Here is a 15,373-nt window from a genome sequence, read left to right as displayed (position 1 = left end):
CGTCGCCAACCGATTTTTCAGGCTTTGCTCATCACCATCGCCGCACCCCAATCTGGAGCGGTAAACAATGAATAAACTTCCGCAAATCACCTTGGCCTTCTGGGTCATGAAGATCTGCGCCACCACCCTTGGCGAGACCGCTGGCGACCTGCTGTCGATGACTCTGAACATCGGCTACGCGCTCAGCTCGGTGTTGCTGATCTGCGTGTTCCTGCTGACCCTGTCGGGCCAGTTGTTCTCGCGCCGCTACCACCCGATGCTGTACTGGTTGGTGATCCTCTCCACCAGCACCGCTGGCACCACCCTGTCCGACTTCATGGACCGTACTCTGGGTCTGGGGTATGCCGCCGGCTCAGCGTTGTTGATCGGCATTCTGCTGTTGACCTTCCTGGCCTGGCGTTTGAGCGGAAACCCGCTGGACGTTACCCGCATCAGGAATCGTGCTGGCGAGCTGTTCTATTGGGTGGCGATCCTGTTTTCCAACACCTTGGGCACCGCGTTGGGTGATTACCTGGCCGATGATTCGGGGTTGGGCTTTGCAGGGGGGGCTCTGTTGATTGGCACTACCATCGGCCTGGTGGTGCTGGCGCGCTACTGGACGCGTATCCCGGGCGTGGTGCTGTTCTGGGTCGCTTTCGTCCTGACTCGACCATTCGGCGCGACCCTTGGCGACTTCCTGACCAAACCTTACGAGAAGGGTGGGCTGGACTTTGGCACCATTGGCTCTTCGGCTGTGCTGGGCGGTTTGCTGCTGGTGCTGGTGCTGATGGCGACCTATTACCAGCGTCGTGAGCCGCGTCAGGTGTTGGAGATGTCCTGAACGGTCTGTTATCCCGCAATTGCAGTGTCGATCGCAATGAAGAAGGGGCGCTCCGTGCAACGGAGCGCCCCTTTCTCAACGGCGCAAACTCAGGATCAGTCAGTGGTGATGCGCGAGTGCTTGCGGGTGTCCTTCATGGTTGCGTACACCAGCAGTGAGCATGCGATGCAGCCGGTGACATACCAGTAGAAGCCGGTTTCCATGCCCACGCTCTTGAACCACAGGGCGACATATTCGGCGGTACCGCCGAATACCGATACGGTCAGGGCGTAGGGCAGGCCGACACCCAGGGCACGGATTTCGGTTGGGAACAGCTCTGCCTTGACCACCGCGTTGATCGAGGTGTAGCCGCTGACGATGATCAGCGCGGCCATGATCAGGAAGAACGCGCCCCACCAAGTCTGGATGGTGTGCAAGGTGCTGAGGATCGGCACGGTGAACAGGGTGCCGAGGACACCGAAGGCGATCAGGATCGGACGACGGCCGATCTTGTCGGACAGGCCCCCGATCACCGGTTGCAGGCACATGAACAGGAACAGGGTGGCCGCCGAGATGGTGGTCGAATCACTGATGCTCATGCCCACGGTGTTGACCAGGTACTTCTGCATGTAGGTGGTATAGGTGTAGAAGGCCAGGGTGCCGCCCATGGTCAGGCCGACCACGGTCATCAGTTCCTTGGGGTGGCGCATCAGGGTGCGCATCAGGCTTTCCTTGGACTTTTCCTTCTTGCTGAAAGAGGCGGTTTCTTCCATGCCACGGCGCAGCCACAGCGCGACCACCGCGCACAGCGCCCCGATCACGAACGGTACGCGCCAGCCCCAGGCATACAGCTGCTCGGTCGTCAGGGTCTGTTGCAGGACGATCAGCACCGCCAGGGCAATCAGCTGGCCGGAAATCAGCGTCACGTATTGGAAGCTGGAGAAGAAGCCACGGCGGTCCTTGCTGGCCATCTCGCTGAGGTAGGTGGCCGAGGTGCCGTATTCACCACCGACCGACAGGCCTTGCATGAGGCGGGCGATCACCAGCAGGATCGGTGCAGCGACGCCGATGGTTTCGTAGCCGGGGGTCAGGGCGATGACCAGGGAGCCGGCGCACATCAGCAGCACCGAGGCCATCAGCGCGGCCTTGCGGCCTTTGCGGTCTGCATACAGCCCCATCAGCCAGCCGCCGATCGGGCGCATGAGGAAGCCCACGGCGAAGATCGCAGCGGTATTGAGCAATTGAGCGGTGGAGTCGCCAGCAGGGAAGAAGGCTTTGGCGAAGTACAGCGAGAATGCAGCGTAGACGTACCAGTCGTACCATTCGACCATGTTGCCGATGGATCCACTGAAGATCGACTTCAGGCGGCTGGCGGTGGTTTTTTCCGCGGCGGGCGCAATGGCCGCCCCGGCGGGCAGGGAGGTGGCGTTATCCATCAGGGATACCTTCTCGTTGTTTTTGTGGAGCGCGCCAAAGCGCAGCTTGAGAAGGGTTTTGCAGAAGGTGTGCCAAATGAGTGCGGGACGATCCATTCGAGGGCGCCGCATGCCTGTCATCTACCGGCCAGCCCTTGCGCAGACTGGCCTTGCCGCAATCCCAGCAGGCGCTGGCGTGCCGGCGATGGGCTGCAAAGCTGAGCAGTCCGGACATGCCGATAAGCGGATTTCCGCCTATCTCTAGCGCTGGTTAGGCAAGTTTCCGCCTATTGCAGAAAGTCCTCGCGCACCAACCCATGCCGCTGCATCTTCTCGTTCAGCGTTCGCCGTGGCAGTTGCAAGGCCTCCATCACCGCCTTGATTTCGCCCTTGTGCTGGCGCAACGCTGCGCGCAGGCACTGTGCCTCGAAAGCCTCCATCTGCTCGACCAGCGACTGTCCGGCAGGACTCACTTCGATGTTCGCTGAACCCAACCCCAGGGCATGGCGTTCTGCTGCGTTGGCCAGTTCGCGCACGTTGCCCGGCCAGTCATGGGACAGTAACTGCGCCAACTGAGGCCCCGACAACGGCGGCACGGTCCGTCCCAATTTTTCAGCGGCCGCACGGGCGAAATGCTCGAACAGCAGCGGTAGGTCTTCACGCCGTTCACGCAACGGCGCCAGACGCAGTTCAGCCACATTCAGGCGGTAGGCGAGGTCTTCGCGAAAACGGCCGGCGCGGGCTTCTTCGAGCAGGTCGGGCTTGGTCGCGGCGACGATGCGCAGGTCGACATCGATGCTCTTGTTCGCTCCCAGGCGTTCCAGCTTCTGCTCTTGGATCACCCGCAGCAGTTTGGCTTGCTGGGCCAACGGCATGCTTTCGATTTCGTCGAGGAATACCGTGCCGCCGTTGGCGTATTCCAGTTTGCCGATGCGTTTGCCTTGGGCCCCGGTGAAGGCGCCACTCTCATGGCCGAACAGCTCCGCTTCGAACAGCGACTCGGGAATCGCCGCGCAGTTGAGCGCGACGAATGGTTTGTCCGCTCGCGGACCGAAGTCATGCAGGCAGCGCGCCACGCGCTCCTTGCCGCTGCCGGTTTCGCCGCGAATCAACACATTGACCGGGAGACTCGCCAAGTCGAGCACTTGCCGACGTAACTGCTGCAGTCCCTGGGACATGCCCAGCAACGTGGACTCAAGGCGCAACTTCAGGTCAGCCTGTAGGTGCAGGTGGCGGTTTTCCAGAACCAGCTGACGTTTTTCCAGGGCCCGGCGCAGGCTGCCCAGCAGGTGTTGCGGGGTGAAGGGTTTTTCCAGGAAGTCGTAGGCACCGTTGCGCATGGCCTCCACGGCCATGGGCACATCTCCATGGCCAGTCAGCAGGATTACCGGCAGGTCGGGGTCTTGCGCGTGCAGATTGCCAAGCAACTGCAGGCCATCCATGCCAGGCATGCGCACATCGCTGATGATCACGCCGGGAAAGTGCGCTGGCAGCTGGGCCAGGCAGTCTTCGGCGCGGGCAAACAGCTGCACGGTGAAGCCGGACAGGCTGAGCCATTGCTCTACCGCCGTGCGAATGCTGGCTTCATCATCGACGACGATCACTGAATTCAACATACAGGTTCCAGGTCGCGGGGCAGGGTGAGGCTGAGACGGGCACCGCCAGGCAGGTTCTGGGCCTGCAACTGGCCACCGGCCTCATGCACGATACCGTAGGAAATCGCCAGGCCAAGGCCCAGCCCTTCACCGACCGGTTTGGTGGTGAAGAAGGGATCGAAGACTTTGCCAAGGTCAGCCTCTGCGATGCCGCCTCCAGAGTCCAGAACGCTCAGGCGCCACTGCTCGTCATCGGCTTCGATGCGGATCTCCAGGCGTTTGTAGCGCTTGTCGGCCATGGCGTCCAGGGCGTTGTGCAACAGGTTGATCAGCACCTGCTCCAGGCGGATGGCATCGCCCCGTACCCAGGCCGGGCGCGCCAGGTACAAGGCGACTTCGACCCCTTCGTTGCGGATGCGGGTGTCGAGCAGGTGCAGCGCCTGGTCGACCACATTGGCCAGGTCCAGGCGCTCGCGCAGCCCGACCGGGCTGTTGCGGGCAAAGGTCTTGAGGTGGCTGGTCAACGCCGCCATGCGAGTGAGCATCTGTTCCAGCGGCTCCAGCGCCTTGCGGGCATCGTCGTAGCGGCCATGGTCGAGCAGCAGGCGCAGGGTTTCCAGTTGCATGCGCTGGGTGGTCAGCGGCTGGTTGATCTCGTGGGCCAGGGCCGCCGACATCTGTCCCAGGGCGGCGAGCTTGGCCGACTGCACCAAGCCTTCCTGGGCCGTGCGCAGTTCACGGGTGCGCTCCTCGACCAGGCGCTTTAGCTCTTCGCGGCTGCGCTGGCGCAGGCGTGCCAGGCGCAAGCGCTGGCTGACGAATAAGGCGGCGAACACCAGGCTTAGCCACACCGCCGCGGCGCCCAACGCTGCATTACGGCCGTCGGCGGCGACCTGCGGTTTGCGCAGCAGGTGCAAGGTCCAGTCCTCGCTCTGCAGCGGCAGGCTTTCCCACAGGTAGTCGGCCGGACCGTCCGGGCCTTGTACACGGGTCAGGTGGCTATTGCTGGCGAAACGGGTGAGAACATGGTGCTGCAAGGGCACCAGGGGCTGCTTGTCGTACTGGCGGGTTTCGGCGAGCTCCGCACGGTCGGCGGCACTGAGCGGTTGCAGCTCGCGGTAGCGCCAGCCGTCCTGGTTGGCGATGAACGTGATGCCACGGGCGTCGCTGACCAGCAGCACGTCGCTGCCCTGGCGCCATTCGCGTTCCAGCTCGGGGAATTCGAGCTTGACCACCATGGCGCCGAGGAAGCGCCCGTGTTCGTCGGTCACCGCGCTGGCAAGAAAGTACCCGGGTACGCCGCTGGTCACCCCAACGGCGTAGAAGCGGCCGCTGCCTTCGCTGCGGGTCTGTTTGAAGTAGGGCCGAAAGGCGTAGTTGGAGCCGACATAGGTGGTTGGCAGGCGCCAGTTGCTGGCTGCGATGGCCAGGCCGGTTCGGTCCAGCAATTCCAGTGTCGAAGAGTTGGCTGCGCCGTTTATTCGCTCAAGCTTGCGGCTCAGGGCGTTTTGCTTCGCCTCGTCGACCGGGCCGCGCAAGGCCTCGACGAACTCCGGGTCCAGCGCCAGTACCGCGGGCAGGGCGCGATAGCGCTCGATCAGGGTGTGCAGGGCATTGGCGTAGAGCCCCAACTGTTGGCTGGCGCGGCGGGCATCGTCCTCCATTGCCTGGCGCTTGGCCTGGTGCATGGCCCAGCCTGCGCTGAGCGAGGTGCCCACCAGAATCAGCAGGATGATCAGCCCCAGACGCAGGGCGCGAAAGGAAAATGGCATGGGGCGGTCCGGTGAACGATGGTTGAGGCCTTCTCGCCGGCAAGCCGGCTCCTACAGGGATTATCATGTCCTTGTAGGAGCCGGTTTACCGGCGATAGGGCAAGCTGCTTACAGCAATTCGAAACGCTTCTGTTGCACCGCCTCGGAATCGAGCCCGACCTGGACGTTGAATTCCCCTGGCTCGGCGACCCGCTGCAGTTGGCCATTGTAGAACTTCAAGTCGTCTTCACTGATGCGGAAGGTGAGCGTTCGCGACTCACCAGCCTTGAGCATCAGTTTCTGGAAGTTCTTCAGCTCCTTGACCGGTCGGCTCATGGACGCCGAAACATCCTGCAGGTACAGCTGCACGACCGTTTCGCCGTCGCGCTTGCCGGTGTTCTTCACGGTCACCTTGGCTTCCAGCGTGTCGCCGCGCTTGAGGTCTTTCTTCGACAGGGTAAAGCCGGACAGCTCGAAGCTGCTGTAGCTCAGACCGTAGCCGAAGGGGTACAGCGGGCCATTGGGTTCCTCGAAGTACTGCGAGGTGTAGTTGCCCGGTTTGCCCGGCGTGAACGGCCGGCCAATGCGGGTGTGGTTGTAGTGCATCGGAATCTGCCCGACCGAACGCGGGAAGGTAATGGCCAGCTTGCCCGACGGGTTGTAGTCGCCGAACAGCACATCAGCGATGGCGTTGCCGCCTTCGGTTCCGGCGAACCAGGTTTCCAGAATGGCGTCGGCCTGTTCGCGTTCCCACCCAATCGACAGCGGACGACCGTTCATCAGCACCAGCACCAGCGGTTTGCCGGTGGCCTTGAGCGCCTTGATCAGCTCACGCTGGCTGGCGGGGATTTCAAGGGTGGTGCGGCTCGACGATTCGTGGGACATCCCGCGGGATTCGCCGACCACCGCAACCACCACATCGGACTGCTGGGCGGCCTTGACGGCCTCATCGATCAGCACGGCGGCAGGGCGTGGGTCGTCGACGATCTCTGGCGCATCGAAGTTGAGGAAGTTCAGGTAGTCGAAGATCGCCTTGTCGCCGGTGACGTTGGAACCTTTGGCATAGACCAGTTTGGCCTTGCCTTCCACGGCGCGGCGCAAGCCCTCGCGTACGGTCACCGAGTGCACCGGTTTGCCGTCGGCGGCCCAGCTGCCCATCATGTCGATCGGGGCGTCGGCCAACGGCCCGACCAGGGCGATGGTGCCGGACTTTTTCAGCGGCAGGGTCTGGTGGCGGTTTTCCAGCAATACCAGGCTGCGGCGTGCGACATCCCGGGCCGCCTCGCGATGCAGACGCGCATCGGCGTAGGGTTCCTTGGGATCGTTCTCTGCCTTGCCGATCCGCACGTACGGGTCCTTGAACAGGCCCATGTCGTACTTCGCCCCGAGCACTTCGCGAACCGCCTGGTCCAGTTCGGCCTGGGTCACTTCACCCGTCTTGAGCAGCCCGGGCAGCTCCTGGCCATACAGCGTGTCGTTCATGCTCATGTCGATGCCGGCCTTGATCGCCAGTTTCGCCGCCTCGCGGCCATCGCGGGCCACGCCATGGCGGATCAACTCCTGAATGGCACCGTGGTCGCTGATGGTCACGCCCTTGAAGCCCCACTCCTTGCGCAACAGGTCATTCATCAACCAGGTGTTGGAAGTGGCTGGCACGCCGTTGATCGAGTTCAGCGCCACCATCACCCCGCCCGCGCCAGCATCCAGTGCCGCACGGTAGGGGGGCAGGTAGTCGTTGTACATCTTCGGCAGGCTCATATCGACCGTGTTGTAGTCGCGTCCGCCTTCCACTGCACCGTACAGGGCGAAGTGCTTGACGATGGCCATGATGCTGTCGGGGTTGGCCGGGCTGTTGCCCTGGAAGGACTGGACCATTACCTGGCCGATCCGCGAGGTCAGGTAGGTGTCTTCACCAAAGCCCTCGCTGGTGCGTCCCCAGCGTGGGTCGCGGGCGATATCGACCATTGGGGCGAAGGTCATGTCCAGGGCGTCCGCCGAGGCTTCGATGGCCGAAGTGCGGCCGACCTTGGCTATGGCGTCCATGTCCCAGGTCGCGGCCATGCCCAGGCCGATCGGGAAGATGGTGCGGTTGCCATGAATGACGTCGTAGGCGAAGAACATCGGGATCTTCAGGCGGCTGCGCATGGCCGCGTCCTGCATCGGGCGGTTCTCGGCGCCGGTACGGGAGTTGAAGGTACCGCCGATACGGCCGGCGGCGATCTCCTCGCGGATCTTGTCGCGGGGCATTTCCGGGCCGATGCTGATCAGGCGCAGCTGGCCGATCTTTTCGGCTTCGGTCATCTGGCTGATCAGATGGTTGATGAACGCCTGCTTGTCCTCGAGGGGGGGAGCGGTGGGGGCGGCGAGGGCCGCCTGACTGGCAAGGCCCAAGGCCAGGCCCAGCAAAGACAGTTTCATCATCAATTCCATTGTCGAGGCCTCTGCCGTATCCAGGGGGCGATACGCGCGCGGCCGAAGTTTTCAGGCGGCTATTGTTGTACAGTTTGCAAGGATCACGTCCAGCGGCGAATTATGCCTGAATATGCAAGCCGCGGATGAGCACCTGTGTGCCGGGACGACAACTATAAGAACGATCGAGAGCGCCAAGGCATGACCCTCCTCAACGAATATGACCGGCGCCGAATCGCCGAGGCCATCGCCCGTGCCGAAAAGCGCACCGATGCCGAACTGGTCACCGTGCTGGCGCGCCGCGCCGATGACTACGCTTATCTACCGCTATTCTGGGCCGCCGTGCTGGCATTGGCCGTGCCCGGCCTGCTGCAATGGTTGTCTGGCTGGCCGGGCATGCGCGGGCTCCTGGTCGCCAATGTGCTGCTCTTCGTCGGCTTGTGCCTGCTCTTGCGCAGCCCACGCCTGGCGGGATGGTTGATTCCACAGGCGCTGCGCCGCTGGCGGGCGTCGCGCCTGGCTCGCCAGCAGTTTCGCGAGCAGAACCTGCAACGCACGGCGGGCGGCACTGGTGTGCTGATTTTCGTCAGCGAGGCCGAGCAGCATGTCGAAATACTGGTCGATCGAGGCGTCAGCCAGCACCTGGACGCTGCTGCCAGAGCTGCCATCGTCGCCCGCTTTGCCGAACACGTGCGCCAGGGGCATACCTTGCAAGGCTTCGTCGAGTGCATCGAGGCTTGTGGCGAATTGCTGAGCGAACACCTGCCATCGACCCACGCCCGCAACGAGCTGCCCAACCGCTTGGTGGTCCTCGACTGATCGGCTCCCACTGGGTTGTCGTGGCACGGTAGAATGCGCGCATTGCGCCGCGCGCTTCCCGCTATTCGAGGCACCCGTTTTCCATGTCTGCTCGTACTTTCGCTTCACCCGCGCCGGATGCGCGTGCCCAGTTCCTTGAGCTGCTGGGCGCTGCCATGCACGGCAATACCCTGGTCAAGCTGGTGCTGGCCCGCCATGTGGGGGCCGACCAGACCTTGCAGCGGATCATGGCCAAGCCAGTGCAAGTCAAAGGGCAGCCCAACCTGTCGCTGGTGTACCGCCACCAGACCCGCGATATCACCCGCAACCTGTCATTGGACCAGGCCCTGACGCTGGTCGCCGAGCTGCTGCCGGAGAGTTTTCGCAATGCCCATCTGTTCGACGCTGACGGCGAAGTGCAGCTGACCTTCAGCAAGAAGGGCAAGCCAATGTTGCAGCGCCATGGCGCCCAAGCCCTCCGCGAAACGTCAGTGAGCACGGGGCACGACCGCGAGAAGAAGCGTTACCTGGAGCTGTCCCGGCCGTTTCTGCGTGATCTGGGGGTAACTGATGCACAGGGTGCGCTGATCCCTTCCATGTCGCGCAAATGGAAGCAGATCAACAAGTTCATCGAAGTTTTCGACCATGCGCTGGCCAATGCCCCGGTGCCGGCCGAGCAAGTGCTGCGGGTGGCCGACTTCGGTTCGGGGAAGGGCTACCTGACCTTCGCCATGCATGATTACCTGCGCAACACGCTTGGCCGTGAAGCCCAGGTGACGGGCGTCGAGTTGCGTCAGGACATGGTCGACCTGTGCAATGCAGCGGCTTCGCGCCTGGAGCATCCTGGCCTTGAGTTCCAGTGTGGTGATGTTCGCAGTGTGGTGCCAGAGGCCATCGAAGTAATGATTGCCCTGCATGCTTGCGACATCGCCACTGACTACGCCATCCACACCGGTATTCGCTGCAACGCCGCGATCATCATGTGCTCGCCATGCTGCCACAAGCAGATCCGTCCACAGTTGCACAGTCCAGGGCTGCTACAGCCGATGCTGCAATACGGCCTGCACCTGGGGCAGCAGGCCGAGATGCTGACCGACAGCCTGCGCGCGCTGTACCTGGAAGCCTGCGGCTATGAAACCAAGGTGTTCGAATTCATTTCGCTGGAGCACACCAACAAGAACAAGATGATTCTGGCGGTCAAGCGTCGACAGCCGGTGGACAATGGCGCATTGCTGGAGAAAATCTCGCAGCTCAAGGCGTTCTATGGGGTGCAGGAGCATTGCCTGGAGACGTTGCTCGCCGCCGACGGCCTGATCGCTCGCTGACCCCTCAACTGCGCCCGCTCGGTACCTCGATGGCCAACTCCGCCAGCCCCAACGGGTGGCTGCTCGCATCGAAGAAGTGCACTCCCGTTCCAGGCAAGTCACCGAACCTGTCCATGAAGTGTTGCTTCTGGTTGATTACCGAAGCGTCACTCAATGGTCGGATGGCGATCGCCAGGTAGGCCGGTCGGGCATGGCGAATGGCTTCGAGCAAATGCCCGTCTGTGCTGTCCAGGTGTTGTCCGAACAGGCACAGGCCCTGGCTTTCCTGCGCCAGCTGCGTCAGGCACCAGCCGAGGTAGTCGGAGTTGCGGATGGCGCGCAGTTTTTCGTCGCTGCGTTCTTCATTGACGAACAGTGGCACCTCCCCCGGAATGTTCACGGCGAAGCCATCGAGCAGTTCAGCGCATTCGGCACTGCGCTGGCGGGTGGAGCCGTCAGGCAGCTTGAGCAGGTGCATCCCGCCGTGCAGGTGCATGACCCGGGTGCCTTCGCAGCGGGTGCGGCGCAGGTCGAAGAAGCCTTGTTCGTCGAACAGCGTGGCGAACCCCTGTGGGGCGTGCTGCAGGGCCCACGGCAGAATCAGGTCGTAGTTGCTGGTATAGACGCTGCGGTACTGTCGCAAGGCCTGGTTGATGGTTGTCAATGTGCTCGCCGGCATCAGCGACCAGGGCAGGTGCACGGTGCGCACGGCGTGGATCAGTGCTTCCTTGATCGAGTAATAGCGGTTCAGGGGGGCAGTGGAGTTGATCGCCAACGCAGCATTGGCACGTACGGTATGGTTGAGGGTGCTGAGTACCGTCTCGAACATCTCCGTGCCCAGGGACTTGAACAGGGCTTGATCGCTGACAGCAAGGCCTTTCTTGCGTCCGGCACGCTGGGCTTGTTCGAACAGCGAAAAGTAGCCGAACGGTTTCCACAGTGCACGGCTGGCACCATTGCCCAGCAGCAGGGCGTCGCAGCGGTGGCGTTGGTGGAGGTCGGGCCAGGTGGCGAGGTGGGCGTCGAGTGCAGGCATGCGAAGGTCCATTCGGTGGAGCGGGGCGGGGCGACTTTAGCATGTCGGGCACGGCGAGGGTGGCTGGCTACCCAAAGGGCACACGCCACACAGCTTGCTCGCCCTCTGGACGCCGCCCCAGCCATGAAGTAGCGACCCCCGCCTGTGGCCTGCTGGCAATCACTCGGGAGCAGGGTTCCGTTGCGGGTTCCGGCTCCTGTTGCGCCATAACCGATACGCCCTTATCCCCGCGCGAACCGAGCCGAACAGCAGCTTGTCTTCCATTTCCCGCGCCATACCGGAGCGCACCAGCATGCGCAGGAACGTGCCACGGGCACGGGCGATGGCGAAGTGGATGCCCTGGGCCGAGAGGGTATCGCGCACTTCGCGCAGGGCGGCGATGCCGCTGACATCGATACGGGTCACCGCTTCGGCGTCGAACAGTACGGCCTTGGGCTCGGCCTGGCTTTGCACCGCTTCGAGCAGGCGCATCTTGAAGTAGTCGGCGTTGAAGAACAGGATCGCGTCATCGAAACGGTACACCACCAGGCCCGGCACGGTGCGGGCTTCCTTGTGGAGGCGGATGTCGACCTGGCCTTCTGTTCCTGGCAGCCAGCCCAGCACGGCGTCGGTGGGTTGGTAGATGCTGTACAGCAAGCGCAGGATCGCAAGGGTCACTGCGAAGACGATGCCTGGCAGTACGCCCAGGCTCAGTACGCCGACGGTGGTCAACAAACACAACCAGAACTCGAAGCGGCTCAGGCGTTTGATATGCTCAAGGGACTTGATGTCGATCAGCCCCCAGCCGGCCATCAGCAGCACGGCTCCGAGCGCGGCCTGTGGAATCCAGGCCATGGGGGCGGTGAAAAACAGCAGTATCAGCGCAATCACCAGGGCGGCGATGATGCCCACCAGCTGGCTCTTGCCACCGACCATGTCATTGACCGCCGTACGCGAGTCCGCGCCGCTGATGGCAAAGCCTTGGGAAATACCAGCGGCCAGGTTGCTCACGCCAAGGGCCACGAACTCATGGTTGGCGTTGATCGCGTAGCCGTGGCGTGCGGCGAAACTGCGTGCGGTGAGCATGGCGCTGCAGAAGCTGACGGTGGCGATACCCAGGGCGTCGCGCAGCAAGCTTTTGGTTTCCGCCAGGTTGCTCTGTGGCCAGGCCAACTGGGGAATGCCGGCCGGCACCGGACCGAGGATGGCCACCCCGAAGCGGTCCAGACCGAACAGGCCGACCACCAAGGTGAACAGTGCAACGGTGACCAGTGCCGCCGGTAGGCGCGGGTGGCGTCTTGGCAGCCACACCAACAGGCCCAAGGCGGCGAGGCCAATGATCAGCGTCAGCCAATGGATCTCGCCCAAGCGCTGGGCAAAGTTGATCAGGCTGAGAATGAAACCGTCACCTTCGATCTTGAAGCCAACCACCTTCGACATTTGCCCAGCGATCAGGCTCAGGCCGATGCCGTTGAGGTAGCCGATCAGAATGGGCCGGGAGAAGAAGCTGGCGATGAATCCGGCCCGGGCAAGCCCTGCGCCGATCAGCATGACCCCCACCAGCACCGTAACGATCACCGAAAGTTCGGCGATGCGTTGCGGATCACCCATCGCCAACGGCGCCACGGCGCCTGCGATCATTGCGCAGGTGGCAGCATCGGGGCCGACCATCAGTTGGCGCGAGCTGCCGACCAGGGCATAGACCATCATTGGGAGTACGCAGGCATACAGGCCGTATTGGGGGGGCAGGCCGACGATTTGCGCGTAGGCAATGGCGATGGGAATCTGGATCGCCGCCACGGACAGGCCTGCCTGCAGGTCGGCGTGGAACCAGTCACGGCGGTAATGCAGCAGGTTGGCCAGGCCCGGCAACCAGCGGGAAAGAAACATACGCGGTCCTTTCGAAATGTTTCACGAGTCCATGGAACATATGCCTGGCAAACTGCTTTGCCGGCAAGTGAATAGTGCGGCGGGAATTCAAGCCGAATGGGTGGCACATGGCCATAGGGCCAGATCAAGGAAAAGGCAGAAACGAAAAAAGGAGCCGAGGCTCCTTCTGACAGCGATGACGTTGCTGGAACGTCATGCGGGAATGCGATGTGGAGCGGGTAGAGGGAATCGAACCCTCGTCGGAAGCTTGGGAAGCTACTGTTCTACCATTAAACTATACCCGCGTAGACGGTCGACTTTTTACCAGAACCCTCCTTCCTTGAGAAGCCCAAGTTATAAAAAAGCTGTCGGCGACCCATAGCCTGCGGGTGAACGGCTACGGGACGCCGATGCGCTCAGATGGCCAGTGCATGTTGCCCCGGGACGAAGTTGAAGCGTTGACGGGTTTCACGCACGGTTGGCTTGAGGAAGCCCAGCACGACATCACGGGTTTCCTCGCAGGCGGCCTTGTGCTCCATGTCGAGGAAGTGGCCAGCATCGCGGATCACGCTGAAGTGGCTCTTGCCAACGTGCTGGCTGAAGTGCCGGGCATCCTCGGCGGTGGTGTACTCGTCGCGATCACCGTTGATGAACAGCACCGGAATGTCGATGTTGACCGCAGCTTTCAGTGCACGCTCCAGGTCGTGTTGCAGCACTTGATTGATGTGGAAGTGCATCTGTGCGTACTCGTGGCTGTCCAGGCTGCTGACATGCCGGTAGTTGAAGCGCTTGAACAGCGACGGCAGGTGCTTGCCAATGGTGTCGTTGACCAGGTTGCCCACCTGGTAGCGGTCGCAGGCAGCCAGGTACTGGCATCCGCGCTCCAGGTAGTCGCGCATCGCTTCGTTGATGATTGGCGAGAACGAGCTGACCACCGCTTTCTTCACCAGTCGCGGCTGGTGCGCCAGCGCCAGCAGGGTACAGGCGCCACCCCAGGAGAACGACATTACGTGGTCGGCACGGAAGTGCTCGATCAGCTCAAGAAGAATGTGCGCTTCGGTCTCCTTGGTGATCAGGCGCTCCTGGCGGTTGTGGGGCTTGGACTTGCCTGCATAGGGCTGGTCGTACAGCACCACGTTGAATTGCGGGTGCAGGTTGCGCACCGTCTGGGCGAACGAGGCCGTAGTGGCCAGCGACCCGTTGATCAGGATGATCGTTTTTTCGGCCGCTTCCGCGCGATAGAACTCCGTGTAAACCCGATACTGACCTTGAATATCAAGTACAGCAATTTCTGGCCTCATGTCTTCGACTCCTGGCGCAAAAAGGGTATTCGCGTCACCTAGGGTGCACGTTCTTTATGACAGGTAGGCATACGCCTGAAGAGAAACCGGGGGCCCTGTGTCGATCCTTGGCACGTGTGTCGACGGTATTGTTTTTCGCGGGCGATTCGCCGTGCCCCAAGGCATCGAGGCCCTGGGTGGCCGGCAAAAGGCGTCTTGGACTGCGTGTGTGACTAGCAAGTCACATGCAGACTGACGATTTGGATTCAAGCAGCAGGTGCGGGATCCCGCAAGTGCCGTTCAGGGAAAAATGTGACGTTGGCCGCTGGACGGTCGTGTGTCGATCATCTGCCGCCTGCCGGGGGGCCTTGGTCGGCACGCCTGCTCCCGCCTTCGCCGCTTTTCGTGGCCCTGGAAGGTGAGCTAGACCGAGGCGATTTCCTCGGCTGTCAGCGCCCTGAACGCCCCTGGCTCAAGGGCTGGGTCCAGTTGAATCGGGCCCATGCTTTCCCGGTGCAGCCCCACGACCTTGTTGTCGAAGTGCCCGAACATGCGCTTGACCTGGTGGTAACGTCCTTCGACGATTGCCAGCCGGGCCTGCCGCGGGCCGAGGATGTCCAGTTGGGCAGGCAGGGTGGTGAGGTTTTCGAAGGCGAAGTAGAAGCCTTCCCGGAACCTGGCGACATAGTGGTCGCCGATCTCGTCCTCGGTCTCGACCAGGTAGCGTTTGGGCAGTTTGGTCCTGGGCTGGGTGAGTCGTCTCGACCATTGGCCGTCATTGGTCAGGATCATCAGGCCGGTGGTGTTGTAGTCCAGGCGTCCGGCGATGTGCAGGCCGTCTCGCTGCTCGGCGGGTAGCAGGTCCAGCACCGTGCGGTGCCGAGGGTCCTGTGTGGCGCTGACGCAACCGGTGGGCTTGTGCAGCATCAGGTAGCGAGCCGGGTAGCCTGCCTGAAGCAACTTGTCGTCCACTTCGATGCGGCTGAAGTCGTTCACTTCCAGCAGTGGGTCATGCGCCACCTCGCCATTCACTCTCACACGTCGTTGTGCCAGCAGTCGTCGCACCTGCTGACGGTTGTAGTCGGGGAGATTGGCGAGGAAACGGTCAAGTCGCATGAGGCACGGCAGGGATAACAGC

General features: G+C 62.4%; 11 protein-coding genes and 1 tRNA gene. 3 read left to right on the top strand and 9 right to left on the bottom strand.

Annotated features, from left to right (window positions below; translation table 11 throughout):
• Positions 1-67 precede the first annotated feature (67 nt).
• A complete protein-coding gene (locus C4Q26_RS06655; protein WP_023378934.1) occupies positions 68-820 on the top strand; it encodes a hypothetical protein in 753 nt (250 codons plus the stop codon).
• Positions 821-915: 95 nt separating this feature from the next.
• On the opposite strand, the gene C4Q26_RS06650 is transcribed toward C4Q26_RS06655, so the two are convergent.
• From C4Q26_RS06650 to bglX, 4 genes are all read right to left on the bottom strand, one after another.
• Positions 916-2,235, bottom strand: a complete 1,320-nt coding sequence (locus C4Q26_RS06650; protein WP_023378935.1) for an MFS transporter — start codon at positions 2,233-2,235, stop codon at positions 916-918.
• Positions 2,236-2,501: 266 nt separating this feature from the next.
• Positions 2,502-3,830 carry a sigma-54 dependent transcriptional regulator gene (locus tag C4Q26_RS06645; RefSeq protein ID WP_023378936.1) on the bottom strand — a complete coding sequence of 443 codons (1,329 nt, stop codon included), beginning with the start codon at positions 3,828-3,830 and terminating at the stop codon, positions 2,502-2,504.
• On the bottom strand, positions 3,824-5,581 hold the full coding sequence (locus C4Q26_RS06640; protein ID WP_023378937.1) for an ATP-binding protein: 1,758 nt from the start codon (positions 5,579-5,581) through the stop codon (positions 3,824-3,826). Before C4Q26_RS06640 ends, C4Q26_RS06645 begins: the two co-directional genes overlap by 7 nt.
• A gap of 108 nt (positions 5,582-5,689) precedes the next feature.
• Positions 5,690-7,981, bottom strand: coding sequence for a beta-glucosidase BglX (gene bglX, locus C4Q26_RS06635; RefSeq protein ID WP_023378938.1), 2,292 nt, complete (start codon positions 7,979-7,981; stop codon positions 5,690-5,692).
• 189 nt (positions 7,982-8,170) lie between these two features.
• On the opposite strand from bglX, the gene C4Q26_RS06630 reads away from it, so the two are divergent.
• Both C4Q26_RS06630 and C4Q26_RS06625 read left to right on the top strand, forming a co-directional pair.
• Positions 8,171-8,788 carry a TPM domain-containing protein gene (locus C4Q26_RS06630; RefSeq protein ID WP_023378939.1) on the top strand — a complete coding sequence of 206 codons (618 nt, stop codon included), beginning with the start codon at positions 8,171-8,173 and terminating at the stop codon, positions 8,786-8,788.
• Positions 8,789-8,871: 83 nt separating this feature from the next.
• The gene (locus C4Q26_RS06625; protein ID WP_023378940.1) at positions 8,872-10,092 is read left to right on the top strand and encodes an SAM-dependent methyltransferase; all 1,221 of its coding nucleotides are present in this window, start codon (positions 8,872-8,874) and stop codon (positions 10,090-10,092) included.
• Positions 10,093-10,096: 4 nt separating this feature from the next.
• Here the strand turns inward: C4Q26_RS06625 and C4Q26_RS06620 are convergent, their stop codons facing one another.
• From C4Q26_RS06620 to C4Q26_RS06600, 5 genes are all read right to left on the bottom strand, one after another.
• Positions 10,097-11,107, bottom strand: coding sequence for a DUF4917 family protein (locus C4Q26_RS06620; RefSeq protein ID WP_023378941.1), 1,011 nt, complete (start codon positions 11,105-11,107; stop codon positions 10,097-10,099).
• A 159-nt stretch (positions 11,108-11,266) separates the two neighbouring features.
• Entirely contained in the window at positions 11,267-12,976 is a 1,710-nt protein-coding gene (locus tag C4Q26_RS06615; RefSeq protein ID WP_027908110.1) for a SulP family inorganic anion transporter, read from the bottom strand.
• Between the two features lie 210 nt (positions 12,977-13,186).
• Positions 13,187-13,260, bottom strand: a tRNA-Gly gene (locus C4Q26_RS06610).
• 111 nt (positions 13,261-13,371) lie between these two features.
• Entirely contained in the window at positions 13,372-14,256 is an 885-nt protein-coding gene (locus C4Q26_RS06605; RefSeq protein ID WP_023378943.1) for an alpha/beta fold hydrolase, read from the bottom strand.
• Positions 14,257-14,658: 402 nt separating this feature from the next.
• Entirely contained in the window at positions 14,659-15,351 is a 693-nt protein-coding gene (locus C4Q26_RS06600; RefSeq protein WP_023378944.1) for a pseudouridine synthase, read from the bottom strand.
• Between the last annotated feature and the right edge of the window lie 22 nt (positions 15,352-15,373).

The sequence above is a fragment of the Pseudomonas sp. SWI44 genome, assembly GCF_002947915.1.
GTDB classification, from domain to species: domain Bacteria; phylum Pseudomonadota; class Gammaproteobacteria; order Pseudomonadales; family Pseudomonadaceae; genus Aquipseudomonas; species Aquipseudomonas taiwanensis.
This window is presented reverse-complemented; position numbering and strand designations above follow the sequence as displayed.

Coding starts and splice junctions, on each gene's coding strand:
- C4Q26_RS06640 (WP_023378937.1), bottom strand. CDS start 5,581: ATGCCATTTTCCTTTCGCGCCCTGCGTCTGGGGCTGATCATCCTGCTG.
- C4Q26_RS06645 (WP_023378936.1), bottom strand. CDS start 3,830: ATGTTGAATTCAGTGATCGTCGTCGATGATGAAGCCAGCATTCGCACG.
- C4Q26_RS06605 (WP_023378943.1), bottom strand. CDS start 14,256: ATGAGGCCAGAAATTGCTGTACTTGATATTCAAGGTCAGTATCGGGTT.
- C4Q26_RS06655 (WP_023378934.1), top strand. CDS start 68: ATGAATAAACTTCCGCAAATCACCTTGGCCTTCTGGGTCATGAAGATC.
- C4Q26_RS06615 (WP_027908110.1), bottom strand. CDS start 12,976: ATGTTTCTTTCCCGCTGGTTGCCGGGCCTGGCCAACCTGCTGCATTAC.
- C4Q26_RS06650 (WP_023378935.1), bottom strand. CDS start 2,235: ATGGATAACGCCACCTCCCTGCCCGCCGGGGCGGCCATTGCGCCCGCC.
- C4Q26_RS06625 (WP_023378940.1), top strand. CDS start 8,872: ATGTCTGCTCGTACTTTCGCTTCACCCGCGCCGGATGCGCGTGCCCAG.
- C4Q26_RS06600 (WP_023378944.1), bottom strand. CDS start 15,351: ATGCGACTTGACCGTTTCCTCGCCAATCTCCCCGACTACAACCGTCAG.
- C4Q26_RS06630 (WP_023378939.1), top strand. CDS start 8,171: ATGACCCTCCTCAACGAATATGACCGGCGCCGAATCGCCGAGGCCATC.
- C4Q26_RS06620 (WP_023378941.1), bottom strand. CDS start 11,107: ATGCCTGCACTCGACGCCCACCTCGCCACCTGGCCCGACCTCCACCAA.
- bglX (WP_023378938.1), bottom strand. CDS start 7,981: ATGATGAAACTGTCTTTGCTGGGCCTGGCCTTGGGCCTTGCCAGTCAG.